This is a genomic window from Chitinophaga barathri, assembly GCF_003807585.1.
In the GTDB taxonomy this organism is placed as follows: Bacteria; Bacteroidota; Bacteroidia; order Chitinophagales; family Chitinophagaceae; genus Chitinophaga; species Chitinophaga barathri.
On the sequence record NZ_RMBX01000016.1, the window covers coordinates 91,497 to 108,275 of the forward strand.

Here is a 16,779-nt window from a genome sequence, read left to right on the forward strand (position 1 = left end):
CATGTTATACCGTTTTATTACCATAGAAGGCAATATCGGCGCCGGGAAGACCACCCTGGCGCTCAAACTGGCAGAACACCTGCAGGCGCGGCTGATATTGGAAGAATTCGCGGACAACCCTTTCCTCCCCAAGTTCTACGCCGAGCCAGACCAATATGCTTTCCCGCTGGAATTGTTTTTTATGGCGGAACGGTACAAACAGCTGAAGGAAATGCTGGCCACCCGCGATCTTTTTTCAAAATATACGGTGAGCGACTACCTTTTTGTGAAAAGCCTGCTGTTTGCCAAAATGAACCTGAAAGCAGATGAGTTCGGCCTTTACCAGAAACTGTTCGACATCATCAATCCCCAGCTGGCACAGCCGGACCTGCTCATTTTCCTGAATGCGCCCGTTCCGAAACTGCAGCAGAACATCCGCAAACGCAACCGCCCTTACGAGCAGCAGATCCAGGACAGTTATCTCCAGAACGTGCACAACATGTACATGCAGTACATCCGCCAGCACCCGATGCGCACGCTGATGGTGGACACCACCCGGATGGACTTCCTGCACCGCCCGGAGGATTTCACGGCGCTGCTGAACGCCCTGGAGAAGGATTATCCGCCGGGGATCAGTTACCTGTAACTTTATCGGAAGGTATTTATATATTTGCCCATATGAAATGGCTGATGATCTTATTTTCACTGTATATCCTGGCACTGTCCGCGGTGCCTTGCTGTGGAGATGATTTCTGCTGCGAAGATGAAGTGATGGCATTCGAGACAGGCGAAGCCGGCCATGAAGAGCATGATCACAACAAACCGGATGCACCCTGCAGCCCGTTTTTTTCCTGCAATACCTGCCATGGCGTGGTAGTACCGGATATTGATCCCGCCGTCACACCGGGGCTGACCACTGAAAAAAGCCTCCGTTTTTATTATACCGAACATTTCCTCTCAGAATATGCCACCGCCATCTGGCAACCTCCCCAGGCAGCCTGATTAATTTTAGTTTGTATGCCCCGCGTTTCGCGGGCATATTGTATTTATTCAGGTAACAACAAAAAACAGAATGGGTAAAATTTTATTCGGCCTGCTCATGCTTTGCATGGCGCAGACGGGCATGGCGCAGCATACACTCACCGCCATCATCAAAGATGCGGAAACAAAAGAACCGCTGGCGGGCGCGTCCGCATTATTGGCCGGAACCGGCAAAGGCGCTGTGGCGGATGAACATGGCATAGTGAGTATTACAGGGATCCCCGCCGGTAAACAGGCGGTCGTTTTCCGGTTTGTAGGATACGCGGAAAAAACGGACACGCTGACGTTTCCTTTTAATGATACGCTTGTCGTATTACTGGAGCATGAGGGCGAAGAAATGGAAGAGATCGTGATCTCCTCCACGCGCAGCAACCGCAGCATAGACGATATACCCACGCGTGTGGAATTCATAGCCGGGGAAGAACTGGAAGAAAAAGGCAATATGAAACCGGGCGATATCCGCATGATGCTCAATGAAAGCACGGGCATCCAGACGCAACAGGTGTCCGCCACGTCCGCCAATTCCAGCATCAGGATACAGGGGCTGGACGGGCGTTATACGCAGATCCTGAAAGACGGCTTCCCTTTATATGCCGGTTTCTCCGGCGGCCTGGGCCTGCTGCAGACGCCACCGCTGGACCTGAAGCAGGTGGAGGTGATAAAAGGCTCTGCCTCTACTTTGTATGGCGGCGGCGCGATTGCCGGGCTGGTAAACCTCATATCGAGGACGCCCACGGGAGAACGGGACCTTCGTTTCCTGGTGAACGGCACATCCGCCGGCGGGCTTGACCTGAGCGGATTCTACGGCCAGCGTTTTAAAAAAGCAGGCCTCACCGTTTTCGCCTCGCGCAACAGCAACCGGGCCTACGACCCTTCTAACACCGGTTTCACCGCAATTCCGAAGTTTGAACGATATGTCATCAATCCAAAGCTGTTCCTCTATTTCACGGAAAAAAGCAAACTGAACTTCGGGGTGAACTACATCACGGAAGACCGCACCGGCGGAGATATCGAATACATCAAAGGCCGGGGAGACGATACGCACAGTTATTTTGAGCAAAACAATACCAGGCGTTTCTCCACCCAGCTCGCATTCGATCAGGCATTCAATGAAAACAGCAGCCTGAGCGTTAAAAACTCCGTCAATGTTTTTAACCGAAAAATATCCATACCGGGTTATGTTTTTGACGGTAAACAACTGTCGTCCTACACAGAAGCCGCTTACAGCCACCGGCGGGAGAATATGGAATGGATAGCGGGGCTTAATGTCTACACCGATAACTTTAAAGAAAAACAAACCGATACCATTCCCAAACGCGACTATGACCAGAATACCATTGGTGCGTTTGTGCAGAATACCTGGAAGGCCAACGAATGGCTGCAGCTTGAAACAGGGCTTCGCGGGGATTATATCGTTGATTACGGGTTTGTTGTTTTACCAAGGTTGTCTGCCCTGTTTAAGTTTTCGCCCAAAGTATCTTCAAGGCTGGGCGGCGGTTTGGGATACAAAACCCCGACCATCTTTACGGAAGAGACAGAACGTATACAGTATAGATCCGTATTGCCCATCAGCCCGGACGATAACGAGCTGGAGCGGTCTTACGGCGTAAACTTCGACGTGAACTACCAGACCGGGCTGTTTGACGATAAAGTGAGCTTCAGCATCAACCAGATGTTCTTTTACACCCGCATCAGCGACCCCTTGCTGATGAATACCGCTCCCGGCAATCTTTACAGGCTTGAAAACGTGGATGGTTACATCAGTACAAAAGGCTGGGAAACGAACCTGAAGCTGGGTTATGGCGATTTTAAGCTATTTGTGGGGTATACTTTCACCGATGCGCAGCTGGATGAAAACGGCATTAAACGGGAAAACCCGCTGACGGCCCGCCACCGGCTGAATAACGTGCTGATGTATGAAATCGAGGAAAAATGGAAGATCGGGCTGGAAGCGTATTATTACAGCAAACAGCAACTGAGCGACGGTACCACGGGTAAACCGTACTGGATATGCGGCTTTATGGCGGAGAAGTTATGGGAACGGTTCTCCCTGTTCATCAACTTCGAGAACTTCCTGGATGCGCGGCAGACGCGTTTTGACACGATCTATACCGGCACGGTCACCAACCCCGTGTTCCGCGACATCTACGCGCCGCTGGATGGATTTGTGGTAAATGGCGGCCTGAAGCTGAAGTTATAAATACCGGCACAGGGACTTATAAGAAAAGGCGGCACACATGTGCCGCCTTTTTCAGCGATATTCATTTCCATTTGTTGTATGACTATGCAGCGTCAATTACGGGATCGACGAAAGAGGTGAGCAGGCCGGCTACCAGCGGGCCAGCCAGGGGAGCTGTGGCTACAAATCCTTTTGTAAGGGCGTAGAGGGCTTTGCCGATAATAATGACATTGCCGAAATAACCGCCACCGGTAATATCCTGCATGGCTACGGGGGTTAATTCTTCACAACCGAAAAGTTTGTTTTCCATAGTACAAAGTTTGGTGATTAATGGAGTGACCAATAAAGTTAAAAATCCCCTGCCTGTTCAGTTTGTTCATTTTATTCTCTTCCCATTCAATTTGTTCACTCCTTCCGTACAGGGCGTCACAAAAAAAAATTCAGGGGCTTATAGGGGGAGGCGGCATTTATCCGGTCATATTACCAGAACAATAAAATAACGACATATGAAAACGTTTACGCTTGTATGCGCCCTGATCCTGACGGCACTGTTTGCCCAGGCACAAGAAATGGAAACTCTCTCCGCCGGTTTCAGAAACAAAGGCGGCGGTAAAAAACTCAGCGCTTATGGTGCACTCGCGGGCACTGTGTCCACCTTCGACGACCGTTTTGCCGTGCTTACCGGCGGTTACGGCGGCGTATTCCTGAACAAAAAGATCATGCTGGGGGCAGGTGTCTATAACCTTACAAACAGCCTTAAAGTAGACAACTTTAATGACGACCGCAGGTGGAACCTCTGGTATACCGGCGGTGTGGTGGAATACGTGCACAACTCGGATAAACTGTTCCATTGGAGCGCGGGCGCACTGATCGGCGGTGGCGGCGTATCCCAGCGCACCAGCTACGACAAAGACAAAAAAGACCATGTATATGAATCCGACGGGGTATTTGTAGTAGAACCATATATCAATGCGGAGATCAATATCACCAGCTACCTCCGCATTTTTGCAGGTGGAACCTGGCGCCAGGTCATGGGTGCGGACGGTATGTCCATTGAGAACAGCAAAATGAGCGCTCCCGGCTTCCGCCTGGGCGTAAAAGCGGGCGTATTTTAACCGCTTATGTATTCCTCCTTTTAACCATTGTACTATTTACGCTAATTTTGGCCGCCGGGTTCTGAAAAGAAGACCCGGCGTTCGCCATGTATAAACCCTGCTCCGCCTTGCTACGTGCTTGTATTTTGCTACTGGTCCTCCTCCCCTCAGGCCTTTTAGCCCAGCAATTGGGCAAAACCATTTCCGTCAAAGTGGTGCGTAAACCCGTGGATACTGTGCTGGCCCGCATCAGCGAAGCCGGCAACTGCAATTTTTCTTATATCGGCAAACCTTTCCGGGCAGACAGCCTGGTGACCTTCTCCGTGACCAACAAAACCGTCCGGCAGACGCTGGACCAGCTGTTCCAGGGCCGCATCCAGTACATGGAAAGCGGGGAACATATCATCCTCCAGCGGACAGACGCCGTGCGGGAACGGCATTATGTGATCAGCGGATACGTGCGCGACCGTGAAAACGGCCAGAACATCGTGAACGCCAGCGTATACGACCGTACGGAGCTGGCCTCCGCCTTTACCAATCACGAAGGGTATTTTCAGCTGCGCCTCAGGGACAAGGGCCGCCAGCCCTCCGTACAGCTCACCGTGAGCAAAGAGCTGTATACGGACACGAATATGTACGTAATGCCCGGCTTCGACCGCGAAGTAGCGGTGACCATCGCCCCGGCCCGGACGGTGGTGCTGAAGGAATTCACCGTCAGCGACCAGGTGGAAAAAACCTGGCTGGGCAAACGCCTGCTGTCCGAAGGGCTCCGCAGGCAAACGGATAACATTTCCCGCTTTTTTGCCAGCAAACCGGTACAATCTTCCATTTTACCCTCCATCGGCTCCCATGGCAAGATGTCCGGCCAGGTGGTGAACAAGTTTTCGCTGAACATCCTGGGCGGTTACTCTGCCGGTACAGACGGGTTCGAGATCGCGGGTGGTTTTAATATCAACAAAAAAGACGCGCAATACGTACAGGTGGCGGGCATCTTTAATATGGTGGGCGGCAACATCAGGGGCGCGCAGGTAGGCGGCATCTTCAACCACAACCTGAAAAATGTGGAAGGCGTGCAGGTAGCCGGCATCGGCAATTTCTCAGAAGGCTGGATGAAAGGAGTGCAGGTAGGCGGCATTTACAACCTGATGGGCGATTCAGTGACCGGTGTGCAGATCGGCGGTATATATAACGGCAGCAAAGGAAATGTGAACGGCATCCAGATCGGCGGCATCGCCAACATGGCCAAAGGAAGCGCCAAAGGCGGGCAGATCGCGGGCATTACCAATCTTTACCGCGGTAGTGTGAACGGTATCCAGATCGGCGGCATCGCCAATGTGAACATCGATACGGCTGTAGGCGTACAGATCGCGGGCATTACCAATTTTGTGGGAGACGATGCTTCGGGCGTACAGTTGTCCGGTATCACCAATGTTACCGGGCACAACTTCCATGGCATGCAGTTCGCCGGCCTGTATAACTATGCTGGCGGCAGGGTAGGCGGCGTACAGATCGGTTTGTTCGGCAATTATGCAAAGACGCTGGTACGCGGGGTGCAGTTTGGCCTCGTGAATGTGGCGGACAGCTCGGGCGGCATCAGCATTGGTTTGCTGAACATCGTGCGGAAAAACGGCTATTACAAACTCAGTATATATTCCAGTGACCTGATGCCGGTCGGTCTTTCCTTTAAAAGCGGCAGGAAACAGTTTTACTCCATCCTTGCCGGCGGCGCGGGCAACGACCTTTACAGCGTGGGGCTGGGCTTCGGGCGGGAGTTTTCGCTGCGCAACAGCCGGTTTGCCATCACCACGGATATCCTGCAGCAAAACCTGTTTGACAAGGACTGGAAAAGCATGGGCCAGGTGTACCGGTTCATCCCCCAGCTGCATTTCAAAGCCACGAAATGGTTTTCTATCCAGGCGGGGCCGGTGGTATCTTATGGGGAATATGAGAATGGGATCAAACAGATCCCCGGGAAAGGGTATCCTTCCATTTCTTCAGGAGGGAACAACGGCAGCTGGCTCGGCTGGCAGGCGGGGATCAGTTTCTTTTAACCCTCGAGCTGCGCAGCTACCCATCCGCTTGTCCAGGCGTGCTGGAAGTTGAAGCCACCGGTGATACCGTCCACGTCCATCACCTCTCCCGCAAAATATAATCCGGGTGCAATGCGGCTCTGCATGGTCTGCGGGTCTATCTCCGACAATTTTATACCGCCGCAGGTCACAAATTCCTCTTTGAAAGTGGTTTTGCCCTGCACAGGAAACTCCATGGCCGTCAGGCTGCGGATGAGTTTATTCTGTTCTTTGGCGGGTAGCTCCGCCCACCTTGCACTTTCGTGTATGCCTGCCTGTTGCAGCAGGAAATGCCAGAGGCGTTGCGGCAGGCCGAAAGGATTTTTAGTCCAGATAACCTGGCCCCCCATATCCAGCCGCCATTGCGGCCAGGCATCGCGGAGGGAGCTTTCGTTGTAAGCGGGCAGCCAGTTCACCAGCAAAGTAAACGTGTATTGCTGTTCCTGCAGATACCTGGCGCCCCAGGCGGACAGCCGGAGGATCACCGGGCCGCTCATGCCCCAGTGGGTAATGAGCAGGGGACCGTTTTCCAGGAGTTTGCTGCCGGCAATCTTTACCTGCGCCAGCGGTACGGATACGCCCATCAGCTCTGTAACGGGATTTTTCGGCATGTTGAAAGTGAACAACGATGGGGCAGGCTCTTCGATGCTGTGGCCTAAAGCGGTGAGCCAGCCGAACTTCTGCGCCTGGGCAAAACCGCCGGCCGCCACGCATACATACCTGGCTTTGAGGGTGGCGCCGCCTGCGAGGTGTACCGTCCAGTCATCCCCTGTCCGTTCCAGCGCCGTCACGTCCGTATGGGTGCGCACGTTCACGCGATGGCGGTCCGCTTCGCGCAGCAGGCAGTCTATAATAGTCTGGGAATTATCGGTGACGGGAAACATCCGGCCATCGTCCTCCGCCTTCAGTTCCACGCCCCTGGCCGCGTACCATTCAATGGTATCGGGCACGAAGAAACGGGAGAAGGACTTTTTCAGGAAACGTTCGCCCCGGGGATACCGCCTGGTCATTTCAGCGATGGACTCCAGATTGTGTGTCACATTACAGCGCCCGCCGCCGGAAACCTTCACCTTGGAGAGCAGTTTGCCCGTTTTCTCCAATAGGGTCACCTCCAGCCCCGGATGCAGCCGGGCCGCGTTCACCGCGCAAAAGAAACCGGCTGCGCCGCCGCCGATCACGATCAGCCTGTTTGTATCCTGGTGTTTATTTGCCATGAATGTTCTCCTCTGTTCCCTTTTATAAAAATTATTGCCCAACAATCCTTTATGGGCGCGGCACGTTATAACCCGGGGTCCGGCGGCGCCTTTAGTGCCAGTTGACACCACGCTGGCCCGGTGGGGCGAATTTCGCAATAAAGCGCTAAAAACGAAATGTTAAAATATCAATATCCTTATCTACTAATTATTCGTAAATCACTATCTTGGATCATTAAACGATTAGCACTCCATGCAACGACACTCCCTGAAAAAGCTGAGAATTCTGCTTACCGCCGGTCTTATGGCCACGGCAATCTGGGGTTCGCTGGGCTTTTCCCGACCCGATGACTGGACCGAAAGGATCATCAAGGCTTTAGAGAAATTCACCAACAACTACCCGCAGGAAAAAGTATACCTGCATCTCGATAAAGACTACTACGCTTCCGGCGAGAACATCTGGTTTTCCGCCTACCTCACGCTGAACGACCTCCCCGCCCTCGGCGCCCGCAACCTCTATGCGGAACTGCGGGACGGGAAAGGCGCCATCGTGCAGAAAGAACTGCTGCTCGTGAATGAAGGCGGGGCCGCCGGCCAGTTTGCCCTACCCGAAAACATGAAGCCCGGCCTTTACCAGATCAGGGCCTACACCGCATGGATGCTCAACTACGACAGCACTTTCCTTTTTTATAAAAACATCCAGGTGCTGGACCCGAAAACCGGCAAAGGAGGCGATGAGTCCACCGCCGCCAAAGATTACGCCGTACAGTTCTTCCCCGAAGGCGGGGATCTGATCGCTGATGTGAACAGCCTCGTGGCCTTCAAAGCCATCGACCAGAACGGTTATCCTCTCAAAGTGGCCGGCGCCGTGCGCAACAGCAAAGACGAACAGGTGGCCGTGATAGAAACCCAACACGACGGTATGGGCACATTTGAACTGAAACCCGTAGCGGGCGAAAGTTATAAAGCCGTAGTAGCCACCGCGGGCGGCCAGCAGAAAACGATCGGCCTGCCCGCCGTAAAATCTTCCGGCATCGCGCTGAAAGTATACAACCGCGGCGCCAGGATATTTTACCTCACCGGTTTCAACGGCCTGGCCCCGGATATCAACGAACTGCTGCTGATCGCCACGATGCAGAACCAGGTGATCTACAAAGCCAACCTGAATATTTCCGAAGGTAAAGTGAGCGGTCTCATTCCCGCCGCACAGATACCCACCGGCATTATCACCCTCACCCTGTTCGATCAGAAAGGCACGCCGCTGTCGGAGCGCCTGGTGTATGTAACACAAAAGAACGACCAGATAGAATATTTCCTGGACCCGCAGGAACTGAACAAAGGCCCGCGCCAGCGCACCGAGCTGGTATTGCAGGTGCCCGATTCCATGCGCGGCCGCATCAGCGCTTCCGTAACCGACGCGGACCAGGTAGGCTTCGACCCGCTGGGCAACAATATCGTGAGCAATACCCTGCTTACGTCGGACATTCATGGATATGTGCACAACCCGGCCTGGTATTTCAGGAACGACAGCGCCAGCACCCTCCAGGCGCTGGACCTCGTGATGCTCACCAATGGCTGGAGAAGGTTCAGCTGGCAGCAGATATTACAGGATAAATACCCGCAGATCAAATACCCTTACGAACAAGGCATCAATATCAGCGGCAAGGCCACCGGCGCCGGCGGCAGGCTTATCACGGACGGCAATGTGAACTTCCTGATCAAAATACCGGTGGACAGTTCATCCGCCTTCGCGTCCGCGCCCGTGAGCCCGGACGGTTCGTTCCAGCTGAACAACCTGTTTTACAACGATACCGCCAACGTATACTTCCAGGGCAGCGCGGCCGGTAAAGCCGGCAGAACGGTAGACGTTACTTTCGACCGTCACTTCTTTGACGTATACGCCAACGTAAAAACGCCCATTCCCTTATTGCCTCCTCCCCCGCTGGACAACAGGATACTGAAAAACTACCTGGCCACCGTGGTGGAAAGCAATAGCGTGAACCGCAGGATCAACAACCGCACGATACAGTTGCAGGGTGTGGACGTAACGGCGAAAAAACCGACCGAAGCCGAAACCACCGAAAAACGGTATGCGAACGGGATGTTCTCCGGCGGCAACGCGATGACGTTTGACCTTACGAACGAAAACCCGACCTCCTTCAACGTATTCCAATACCTCCAGGCACGCGTACCGGGCCTGCAGATCACCGGGGATATCAGCAATCCCGTGCTTTCATGGCGCGGCGGCGCACCAGGCATATACCTGGACCAGATGCCGGTGGATATCGGCACCGTGTCCAGCATCCCCATGCAGGACGTAGCGCTGATCAAAGTATTCCGCCCTCCGTTTATGGGCGGCATCGGCGGCGGCAACGGCGCCATTGCGATCTGGACGCGCCGCGGCGGGGACAATAAACCGGACCCGAATGTGAAAGGCCTCGAGCTGCTAAAAAAAGGCGGTTACAAGATCATCAAGGAATTCTACAGCCCTGATTATTCCGTGCGCAAAGCCGTACACGAGCTGCCGGACAAACGCCTCACCCTCTTCTGGAGCCCGAACCTGGTAGTGGACAGCACCAATCATACGGCCCGCCTCATCTTCTACAACAATGACAACACGAAGAACTTCAGGGTGGTAGTGGAAGGCATGGACCAGTTCGGAAGAGTGGGCCGGATAGAAAAGAACTTTTAGGGCATTATTATTGGCCCTGACGCGCCCGAAAAAGAAATAACTACAGATGACACAAAAAAGCCCCGGCGATATGCCGGGGCTTTTTTTATGCTATGATTGTATTTAATCCTTCAGTTTGTTCAGGTAGTAGCTCAGCTTATACAGCAGCTCGTCCTGCAGGCCGGCGCGCAGCTTCGCTTCTTCTTCCGTGATACCAAGCCTGCGGAGGCGCTGATAATATACGTATGAGCCGCCTATCAGTTCCAGGCATTCCTGTATCTTGGTTTTTACTTCCGCTTCCTTGGAACGTTTTTCGAATTCTTTTTTAGACAGGATCTTATCCACAAAATAAAACGCGTCCTTGTCTTCCATCCATTTTCCGTTCTCCTGGTGCTGCGGCTTGTATACTTCCAGGAAGCAGTTGTCCAGCTTCAGCGGCTCGCCGAATTCCGCCTTGATGTCTATCACCAGCGGTTTGGCTACCGCGGGGTTGGACAGGCGTTTTTTGATGGCGTTGCTGATCTCCACTCCCAGTTCACCACTGCTCATAAGCAACTGGTTCAGCTCGGAAAATTCGAGGCTGATGGTGATGCGGGTGTAACGGCTGCCGGATTTGATTTTACCAAAGAGACTGGGCGTGGTCTTATCGTCGAACACGATGTCTTCCACCTGTACTTTGGAAATGGTTTTGTAATTCGGTTTGTACCCTTCTTCCGCGGGGGTAAGGCGTTTGTTGTTCGGGCGCGTTACTTCCTGGCGGTGCTGGTGCTGTACAAAATCATCCACGAACCGGAGGTCGAATTTCTTCAGTTTCTGGTACAGTTCATGGCTGGAAAAGTTGCTGATCTTGCTAAGCATCAGCAGGTCTTCCCAACTGTTGTGCTTATGTGCGCGCTGCAGTTCGTCCAGTACGTCCTGGGCGCCCATATTGCGGCGGTACAGCAGTTCCCCGATGAGGAACACGGCGTATTCCTGCGCGGGATAACCCAGCTCCGGCAATACATCGAAAGGATTCCTTTTCTGGTCGCGGGCCTGGTTGAGCGTTTCCACATCGCTCATCACCGGGGCAAGCAGGTACTTGCGGGCGGCGGTGCGCAGTTTTTTGCTCACGTAGTCCAGCAACTGGTCATTTACCTGGCTGTGATTGACAAAATCGTGCAATATCTGTACAAACCTTTTGGATACCGGTAGCCCGAACTGTGTGAGGATATCATTCTCGAGATCCTGAACCGGATCTTTCCCCGCCTCCTGAGCCTCTTTCTTCGGCAGTTTGTCCTGCTTCCGGTAACGCTGATAATACTCCTGTAATTTCAATTTTAGCTGATCCATATGCATAGTTAGTTGTATGTCAACTTTTTATATAATTTTTCTTTGGTTCATAAAAACGAAAAGCCCAGCACTTCGCATGCTGGGCTAGTAAGTTTCGGGTGATTTGCGAATGGCAAAGATACGCGATTTTTTGTGGAAATCCTGTGCATAACCAGGGGGTGCAAACAGATTTCCATTCGCTATATGTTACGATGAACAGCATCAGGGGGTTATCGGGAAACAACAATTTTCCATTTTTGTAAAATATTTCCGCCTCAACATTTGGAAATTGAACATGAAAAATATTACCTTTGCACTCCATAAAACACACATGGTGGTTGTAGCTCAGTCGGTTAGAGCATCAGATTGTGGTTCTGAGGGTCGGGGGTTCGAGCCCCCTCATCCACCCCATCGTTTTGAAAATGGCTCCTGTAAATCAGGAGCCATTTTTCATTTCCGGCCCATTCGTCATTGCGAGGAGCAGCGGGGATTTTGTGCAAGGCGCGACGAAGCAATCTCCAAAGATTGGGATACCTCACTTCAATGAAGGAGATTGCTTCGTCGCGCCCCTCCCGAATTAGCTCCACTGCTCCTCCTTGACGGTTTTCCCTGCTTCGTCACCCCACCCACTTTAGCCCGGCTGCTCCTCGCAATGACGAATACCTTCCGACACCGTTTTCCCGTCACTCGTAATATAATTCCCTCCCTTCATACCATTCCGCCGATCATGCTTCGAATTGCGGTTAATTTTGCGAAGGCTTTATTTCCCGATACCGTAAATGCCAATTACAAAAACAACGTCTAAAATCTGAGTCAAGTCAAAGTTCATTAAGATGAAAAAATTGTACGCATTATTCCTGGGACTGATCGTCATGCAAACCTATGTGGCAGCGCAGGCTCCCCAGGGAGGCAACCGTCCGGCGGGAGCACCGAATAACCAACAAGGCCAGCAACGTCCCGGCGGCGGGCAAATGCCGCAGATCGGTCATATATATGGTAAACTCGTGGACGCACAAACGCGCCAGCCGGTGGAATACGCTTCCGTTGCGCTGCTCCGCCAGAAAGATTCCAGCGTGGTAACCGGCATGCTCAGCAAAGGCAACGGGGACTTCAGCCTGGAACAACTTCCCTTCGGCCCCTTCCTCATTCGTATCAACTTCATGGGTTATAAAACCATCTTCAAAAAAGTAACGGTAACGCCGCAGGCGATGGACCAGGACCTTGGCAACATCCGCCTGGAGCCCAATGCCAAAGCGCTTTCAGAAGTAGAAGTGACCGGCCAGCGCAGCGCTTTCCAGATGAACATCGATAAAAAAGTGTTTAACGTTGACCGCAACCTGACCAGCGTGGGCGGTACCGCGGCGGACGTGCTGAAAAGCGTGCCCTCCGTGAACGTGGATATAGACGGGAACGTAAAAGTGCGCAACTCCTCCCCCAATATTTTTGTGGACGGCAAACCCAGCACCCTTACCATCGACCAGATACCGGCGGACGCAATCGAAAGCGTGGAGCTGATCACCAACCCCTCGGCCAAATACGACGCGGAAGGGATGAGCGGCATCATCAACATCGTGCTGAAAAAGAATAAAAAAGCCGGCTTCAACGGTATGATCCAGGGCGGCATCGGCACGGGCGACAAATACAACGCCGGCGGCAACATCGCCGTGCGCCAGGGCAAATGGAACGTAAGCGCAAACTATAACTACAACGCAAACCGCAACTGGGGCAACGGTACGACAGATCGTACAAACTTCGCCACCGGCGCATCCGACCTGAACTATATCAAACAGGAAAGCGACAGCCGCAACGGCGGCAACTTCCAGTTCGGCCGCATCGGCGTGGATTATTTTATGGACAACCGGAATACCATTTCTCTTTCGCAGAACATCGTGAACGGTACGTTCAAAAACTACGAAGAACTGGGAAGCATTTACAGCGATTCCAAAATGGACATGACCCGCAGGAACACCCGGTATACGAACAGCCAGTTCGGCTTCCGGAACTACTCCACCACGCTGGGCTTCAAACACCTGTTTGCAGAACCGAATAAAGAACTGACAGCGGATGCGTCTATCAACTTAAACAGCAACGACCGCAGCGGCGGCTTCAGCACACAGCAGCAGTCGCTGGCAGGCGCGCCCGTGGGCGATCCTTACATGCAAAGCAACCGTGGCGACGGCAATACGGACTTCTATTCCTTCCAGGCGGATTACGTGGACCCGATGGGCAAGACCGGAAAATTTGAAACCGGTATCAAAGGCACCATCCGTAAATTCGGCAGCACTTACGAAGTAGGCGAAGGCCCGAACGTGAATGTACCCATAGACAGCCTCAGCAACGATTATAAATACAACGAACAGATATACGCGGTATACGCCAATTATTCGAACGCCATCAAAAACTTCGGTTACCAGCTGGGCTTACGCGCGGAGCAATACATCTACTCCGGCGAGATCCCAAGCGAAGGCAAAACCTTCAAGCCTACCAAGGCCGTGCCCGGGCTGTTCCCCAGCGTATACCTGAGCTACAAGCTGCAAAAAGAGCAGGAGCTGCAACTGAACTACTCCCGCCGTGTGAACCGCCCGAACTTCTTCCAGCTGGTACCCTACCGCGACTTCAGCGACCCGCTGAACCACCGCGAAGGTAACCCCAACCTGAAGCCGGAATACACGAACAGCCTTGAGTTCTCCTACATGAAGACCTGGAAAAAACACAACTTCCTCGGTTCATTGTACTACCGTAATACAAACAACCTGATCAGCACGCTGAACGAGCCTATAGCCCCCGGCAGCGATACCCTGCTCACCACCTTCATCAATGCGAACAAAAGTTTCTCTTACGGAGCCGAGCTTACGATGAAGAACCAGATCATCCAGGGATGGGACATCACCACCAACGTGAACCTGTACCAGCAGGAACTGCAGGTGCGCAACGAAAAAGAGAATTATACAAACCGCGGTTTCAGCTGGCTGGCCAAGATCAACTCTGAAACCAAACTGCCCTGGAACCTCACGTTCCAGCTGACAGCGAACTACCAGGCGCCCACGATCACCATCCCCACCGGCGGTGGTGGAGGAGGCCGTGGCGGCGGCGGCATGGGCATGATGATCCCCACTTCCGCGCAGGGCCGTATCAGGGGCATGAGCTCGGTGGACATTGCGCTGAGAAAAGACTTCCTGAAAAGCAAAACGCTCACCGCCACCCTCGGCCTCAGCGACGTGTTCAACACCCGCGAGTACGGCATGGAGCAGGAATCCATGTACTTTTCGCAGGACATGGTGCGCAAACGTGAAAGCCGCATCCTGCGCCTGAACCTCAGCTACCGTTTCGGCAAGTTCGACACGCAGCTGTTCAAACGCAGGAACAACCGCTCCGGTTCAGAAGGCATGCAGATGGAAGGACAGGGCGGATTCTAAACATAACATTTCCCTATCTTAGTGATAAGAAGCCGTTCCCGGGTATACCGGGGCGGCTTTTTTCATTCGGCCCACCGGCGGTCTTTCACCGCCCATCCTCCGGCGATCCTCCGACCATCCTCCGGCTATCCTCCGACCAAAGTACCTCAAACCCTTGCTACGACCGAACACGGTCGGAGGATGGTCGGAGGATGTCAGTAGGATGTCAGTAGCCCTGTGGGAAGAAAATAGCAAATACCTATTGATTTTAAATTAGTTATGAAGAACTGAAAATAAAGGAGCGGGAAAAAACAAAGGTTTCCGGGAAAAAGAAAAACGGCCGCCCTGTAATAAGGCGGCCGTTTTTCCTGTAATGATTTTCTGTTATCCTTTTTTGCCTGCAAGCATGGGCACAAATGAAAAATCGTCGAAGATCTCCTGTTCAAATTCTTCATCGCCGGTTTTGGTAATGCGCAGCATCCGCTGTACATCGCCGCCGCCTACAGGGATCACCATTTTCCCGCCTACTTTCAGCTGTTTGAGCAGCTTTTCAGGGATCTGCGGCGCCGCCGCGGTGACCAGCACTTTGTCAAAAGGAGCATAGGTAGGCAAACCTTCATACCCGTCCCCATAAAAAAAGCGGAGGGTGGGATACTTTGCCTTGAATGGGAATAATTTTACCAGGTCGAACAGTTTTTTCTGCCGTTCGATGGTATAGACATTTGCTTTCAGCTCGCCCAGTACACACGCCTGGTAGGCGCTTCCCGTGCCGATCTCAAGGACCTTTTCAAATGGTTTTACTTCCAGCAACTGCGTTTGGTATGCCACCGTATAGGGCTGCGAAATGGTTTGCCCCTCCCCGATCGGGAAAGCCCTGTCTTCATAAGCAATCCCTTCAAAAGCCGTGTCCAGGAAATAATGCCGGGGGATGTTGTTGATGGCTGCCAGTACGTTTTCGTCCGTAATACCTTTCTGCCTGATGTTGTCTACCAATTGTTTGCGTAATCCTTTTTGTTTGTAATTATCTTCGTACCGCCTCATGGGCGCAAAAATAACCATTACAGGCGATTTTTAAAGTCAAAACAGCGGGCATATGGCTTATTACGATCTTCCGAAAACAGAACGCGCGGCGCTGGCGCAGCGGATGGAAGCGGAAATAGCCCGGGAGACCGGCAACGGCACACAAAACCTTTTGCTGCAATATGCGGGAGATGAGGACACTTACATCCGCAAAAATGTATACCTCGCCCTTGGCAGGCTGTATGCACAAGACCCGGGGAATGTATTAAAAACGATCGCCGCCATGCTGGGATCGGACATGCCGAAAGTGCGGCAGACCGCCATCAACGCCGCCGGTGAAATTGGCCGGAAGGACTTTGAGGCCGTACAGGCCATGATGGACAAAGGGCTGACGGACGAACACCATATGGTACGGAACGCGGTGATCGGCTCGGTGAAAAAGATGGGAGAAAAAAATCCCGTGCCTGTGCTGGCCTGGGCAAAAACGTATCTTACACATCCGGACAAGGAAATACGGCGTGAAATTTGCCATGGCATCGAGCTCCGGGGAAGAACGCACCCGCAGGACATCCTGCCGCTGCTCCAGGCCCTGGAAATGGACAAGACCGCCCGCGTGCGCAACACACTCGTGCATGTGATCGGCCAGATCGCCTACAAAAAGGGCTGCCTGGAAACGGTAGTTGCCCATCTGAAAGGCTGGAAAAACAAGGCGCTGGTGAAAGAAGCCCTGGACGAAATCGTGAGCGTGCACGAACGGTACGCCCAATTTGCGGTAAAAACGCCGGCCGAAGCGCTGGACTATATAACAAACCATTTTGACTGAAAACCTT

12 protein-coding genes and 1 tRNA gene are annotated in these 16,779 nt (G+C 52.9%); 9 read left to right on the top strand and 4 right to left on the bottom strand.

The genetic code is table 11. The annotated features are described in order from the left end of the window. Nucleotide 1: 1 nt before the first annotated feature. From EG028_RS25430 to EG028_RS25440, 3 genes are all read left to right on the top strand, one after another. The gene (locus tag EG028_RS25430; RefSeq protein ID WP_120519170.1) at nt 2-625 is read left to right on the top strand and encodes a deoxynucleoside kinase; all 624 of its coding nucleotides are present in this window, start codon (nt 2-4) and stop codon (nt 623-625) included. A 32-nt stretch (nt 626-657) separates the two neighbouring features. Beyond that, nucleotides 658-981 (top strand): DUF6660 family protein, encoded by a 324-nt coding sequence (locus EG028_RS25435; protein ID WP_120519171.1) that lies wholly within the window; start codon nt 658-660, stop codon nt 979-981. A gap of 70 nt (nt 982-1,051) precedes the next feature. Beyond that, entirely contained in the window at nt 1,052-3,220 is a 2,169-nt protein-coding gene (locus EG028_RS25440; protein WP_206614517.1) for a TonB-dependent receptor, read from the top strand. An 82-nt stretch (nt 3,221-3,302) separates the two neighbouring features. Here the strand turns inward: EG028_RS25440 and EG028_RS25445 are convergent, their stop codons facing one another. Further along, the gene (locus EG028_RS25445) at nt 3,303-3,509 is read right to left on the bottom strand and encodes a hypothetical protein (RefSeq protein WP_120519172.1); all 207 of its coding nucleotides are present in this window, start codon (nt 3,507-3,509) and stop codon (nt 3,303-3,305) included. A 196-nt stretch (nt 3,510-3,705) separates the two neighbouring features. Here EG028_RS25445 and EG028_RS25450 point away from each other — a divergent pair, with 196 nt between their 5' ends. Then, a complete protein-coding gene (locus EG028_RS25450) occupies nt 3,706-4,314 on the top strand; it encodes a hypothetical protein (RefSeq protein ID WP_120519173.1) in 609 nt (202 codons plus the stop codon). A gap of 167 nt (nt 4,315-4,481) precedes the next feature. Next, nucleotides 4,482-6,344, top strand: a complete 1,863-nt coding sequence (locus tag EG028_RS25455; protein ID WP_120519174.1) for a hypothetical protein — start codon at nt 4,482-4,484, stop codon at nt 6,342-6,344. Here the strand turns inward: EG028_RS25455 and EG028_RS25460 are convergent. Then, the gene (locus EG028_RS25460; protein WP_120519175.1) at nt 6,341-7,576 is read right to left on the bottom strand and encodes a BaiN/RdsA family NAD(P)/FAD-dependent oxidoreductase; all 1,236 of its coding nucleotides are present in this window, start codon (nt 7,574-7,576) and stop codon (nt 6,341-6,343) included. The genes EG028_RS25455 and EG028_RS25460 overlap by 4 nt on opposite strands. A gap of 232 nt (nt 7,577-7,808) precedes the next feature. Here EG028_RS25460 and EG028_RS25465 point away from each other — a divergent pair, with 232 nt between their 5' ends. Next, nucleotides 7,809-10,247 carry an MG2 domain-containing protein gene (locus tag EG028_RS25465; RefSeq protein WP_120519176.1) on the top strand — a complete coding sequence of 813 codons (2,439 nt, stop codon included), beginning with the start codon at nt 7,809-7,811 and terminating at the stop codon, nt 10,245-10,247. A 102-nt stretch (nt 10,248-10,349) separates the two neighbouring features. Here the strand turns inward: EG028_RS25465 and EG028_RS25470 are convergent, their stop codons facing one another. Then, nucleotides 10,350-11,555, bottom strand: a complete 1,206-nt coding sequence (locus tag EG028_RS25470; RefSeq protein ID WP_123864797.1) for a hypothetical protein — start codon at nt 11,553-11,555, stop codon at nt 10,350-10,352. Between the two features lie 313 nt (nt 11,556-11,868). Here EG028_RS25470 and EG028_RS25475 point away from each other — a divergent pair. Beyond that, nucleotides 11,869-11,945 (top strand) — tRNA-His (locus EG028_RS25475). A gap of 422 nt (nt 11,946-12,367) precedes the next feature. Beyond that, nucleotides 12,368-14,950 (top strand): TonB-dependent receptor domain-containing protein, encoded by a 2,583-nt coding sequence (locus EG028_RS25480; RefSeq protein ID WP_120519178.1) that lies wholly within the window; start codon nt 12,368-12,370, stop codon nt 14,948-14,950. 363 nt (nt 14,951-15,313) lie between these two features. Here EG028_RS25480 and EG028_RS25485 read toward each other — a convergent pair whose 3' ends face one another. After that, a complete protein-coding gene (locus EG028_RS25485; RefSeq protein ID WP_241559221.1) occupies nt 15,314-15,988 on the bottom strand; it encodes a protein-L-isoaspartate(D-aspartate) O-methyltransferase in 675 nt (224 codons plus the stop codon). 34 nt (nt 15,989-16,022) lie between these two features. Between EG028_RS25485 and EG028_RS25490 the strand changes: the two genes are divergently transcribed. After that, nucleotides 16,023-16,772, top strand: coding sequence for a HEAT repeat domain-containing protein (locus tag EG028_RS25490; protein WP_120519180.1), 750 nt, complete (start codon nt 16,023-16,025; stop codon nt 16,770-16,772). The last annotated feature ends 7 nt before the right edge of the window (nt 16,773-16,779 follow it).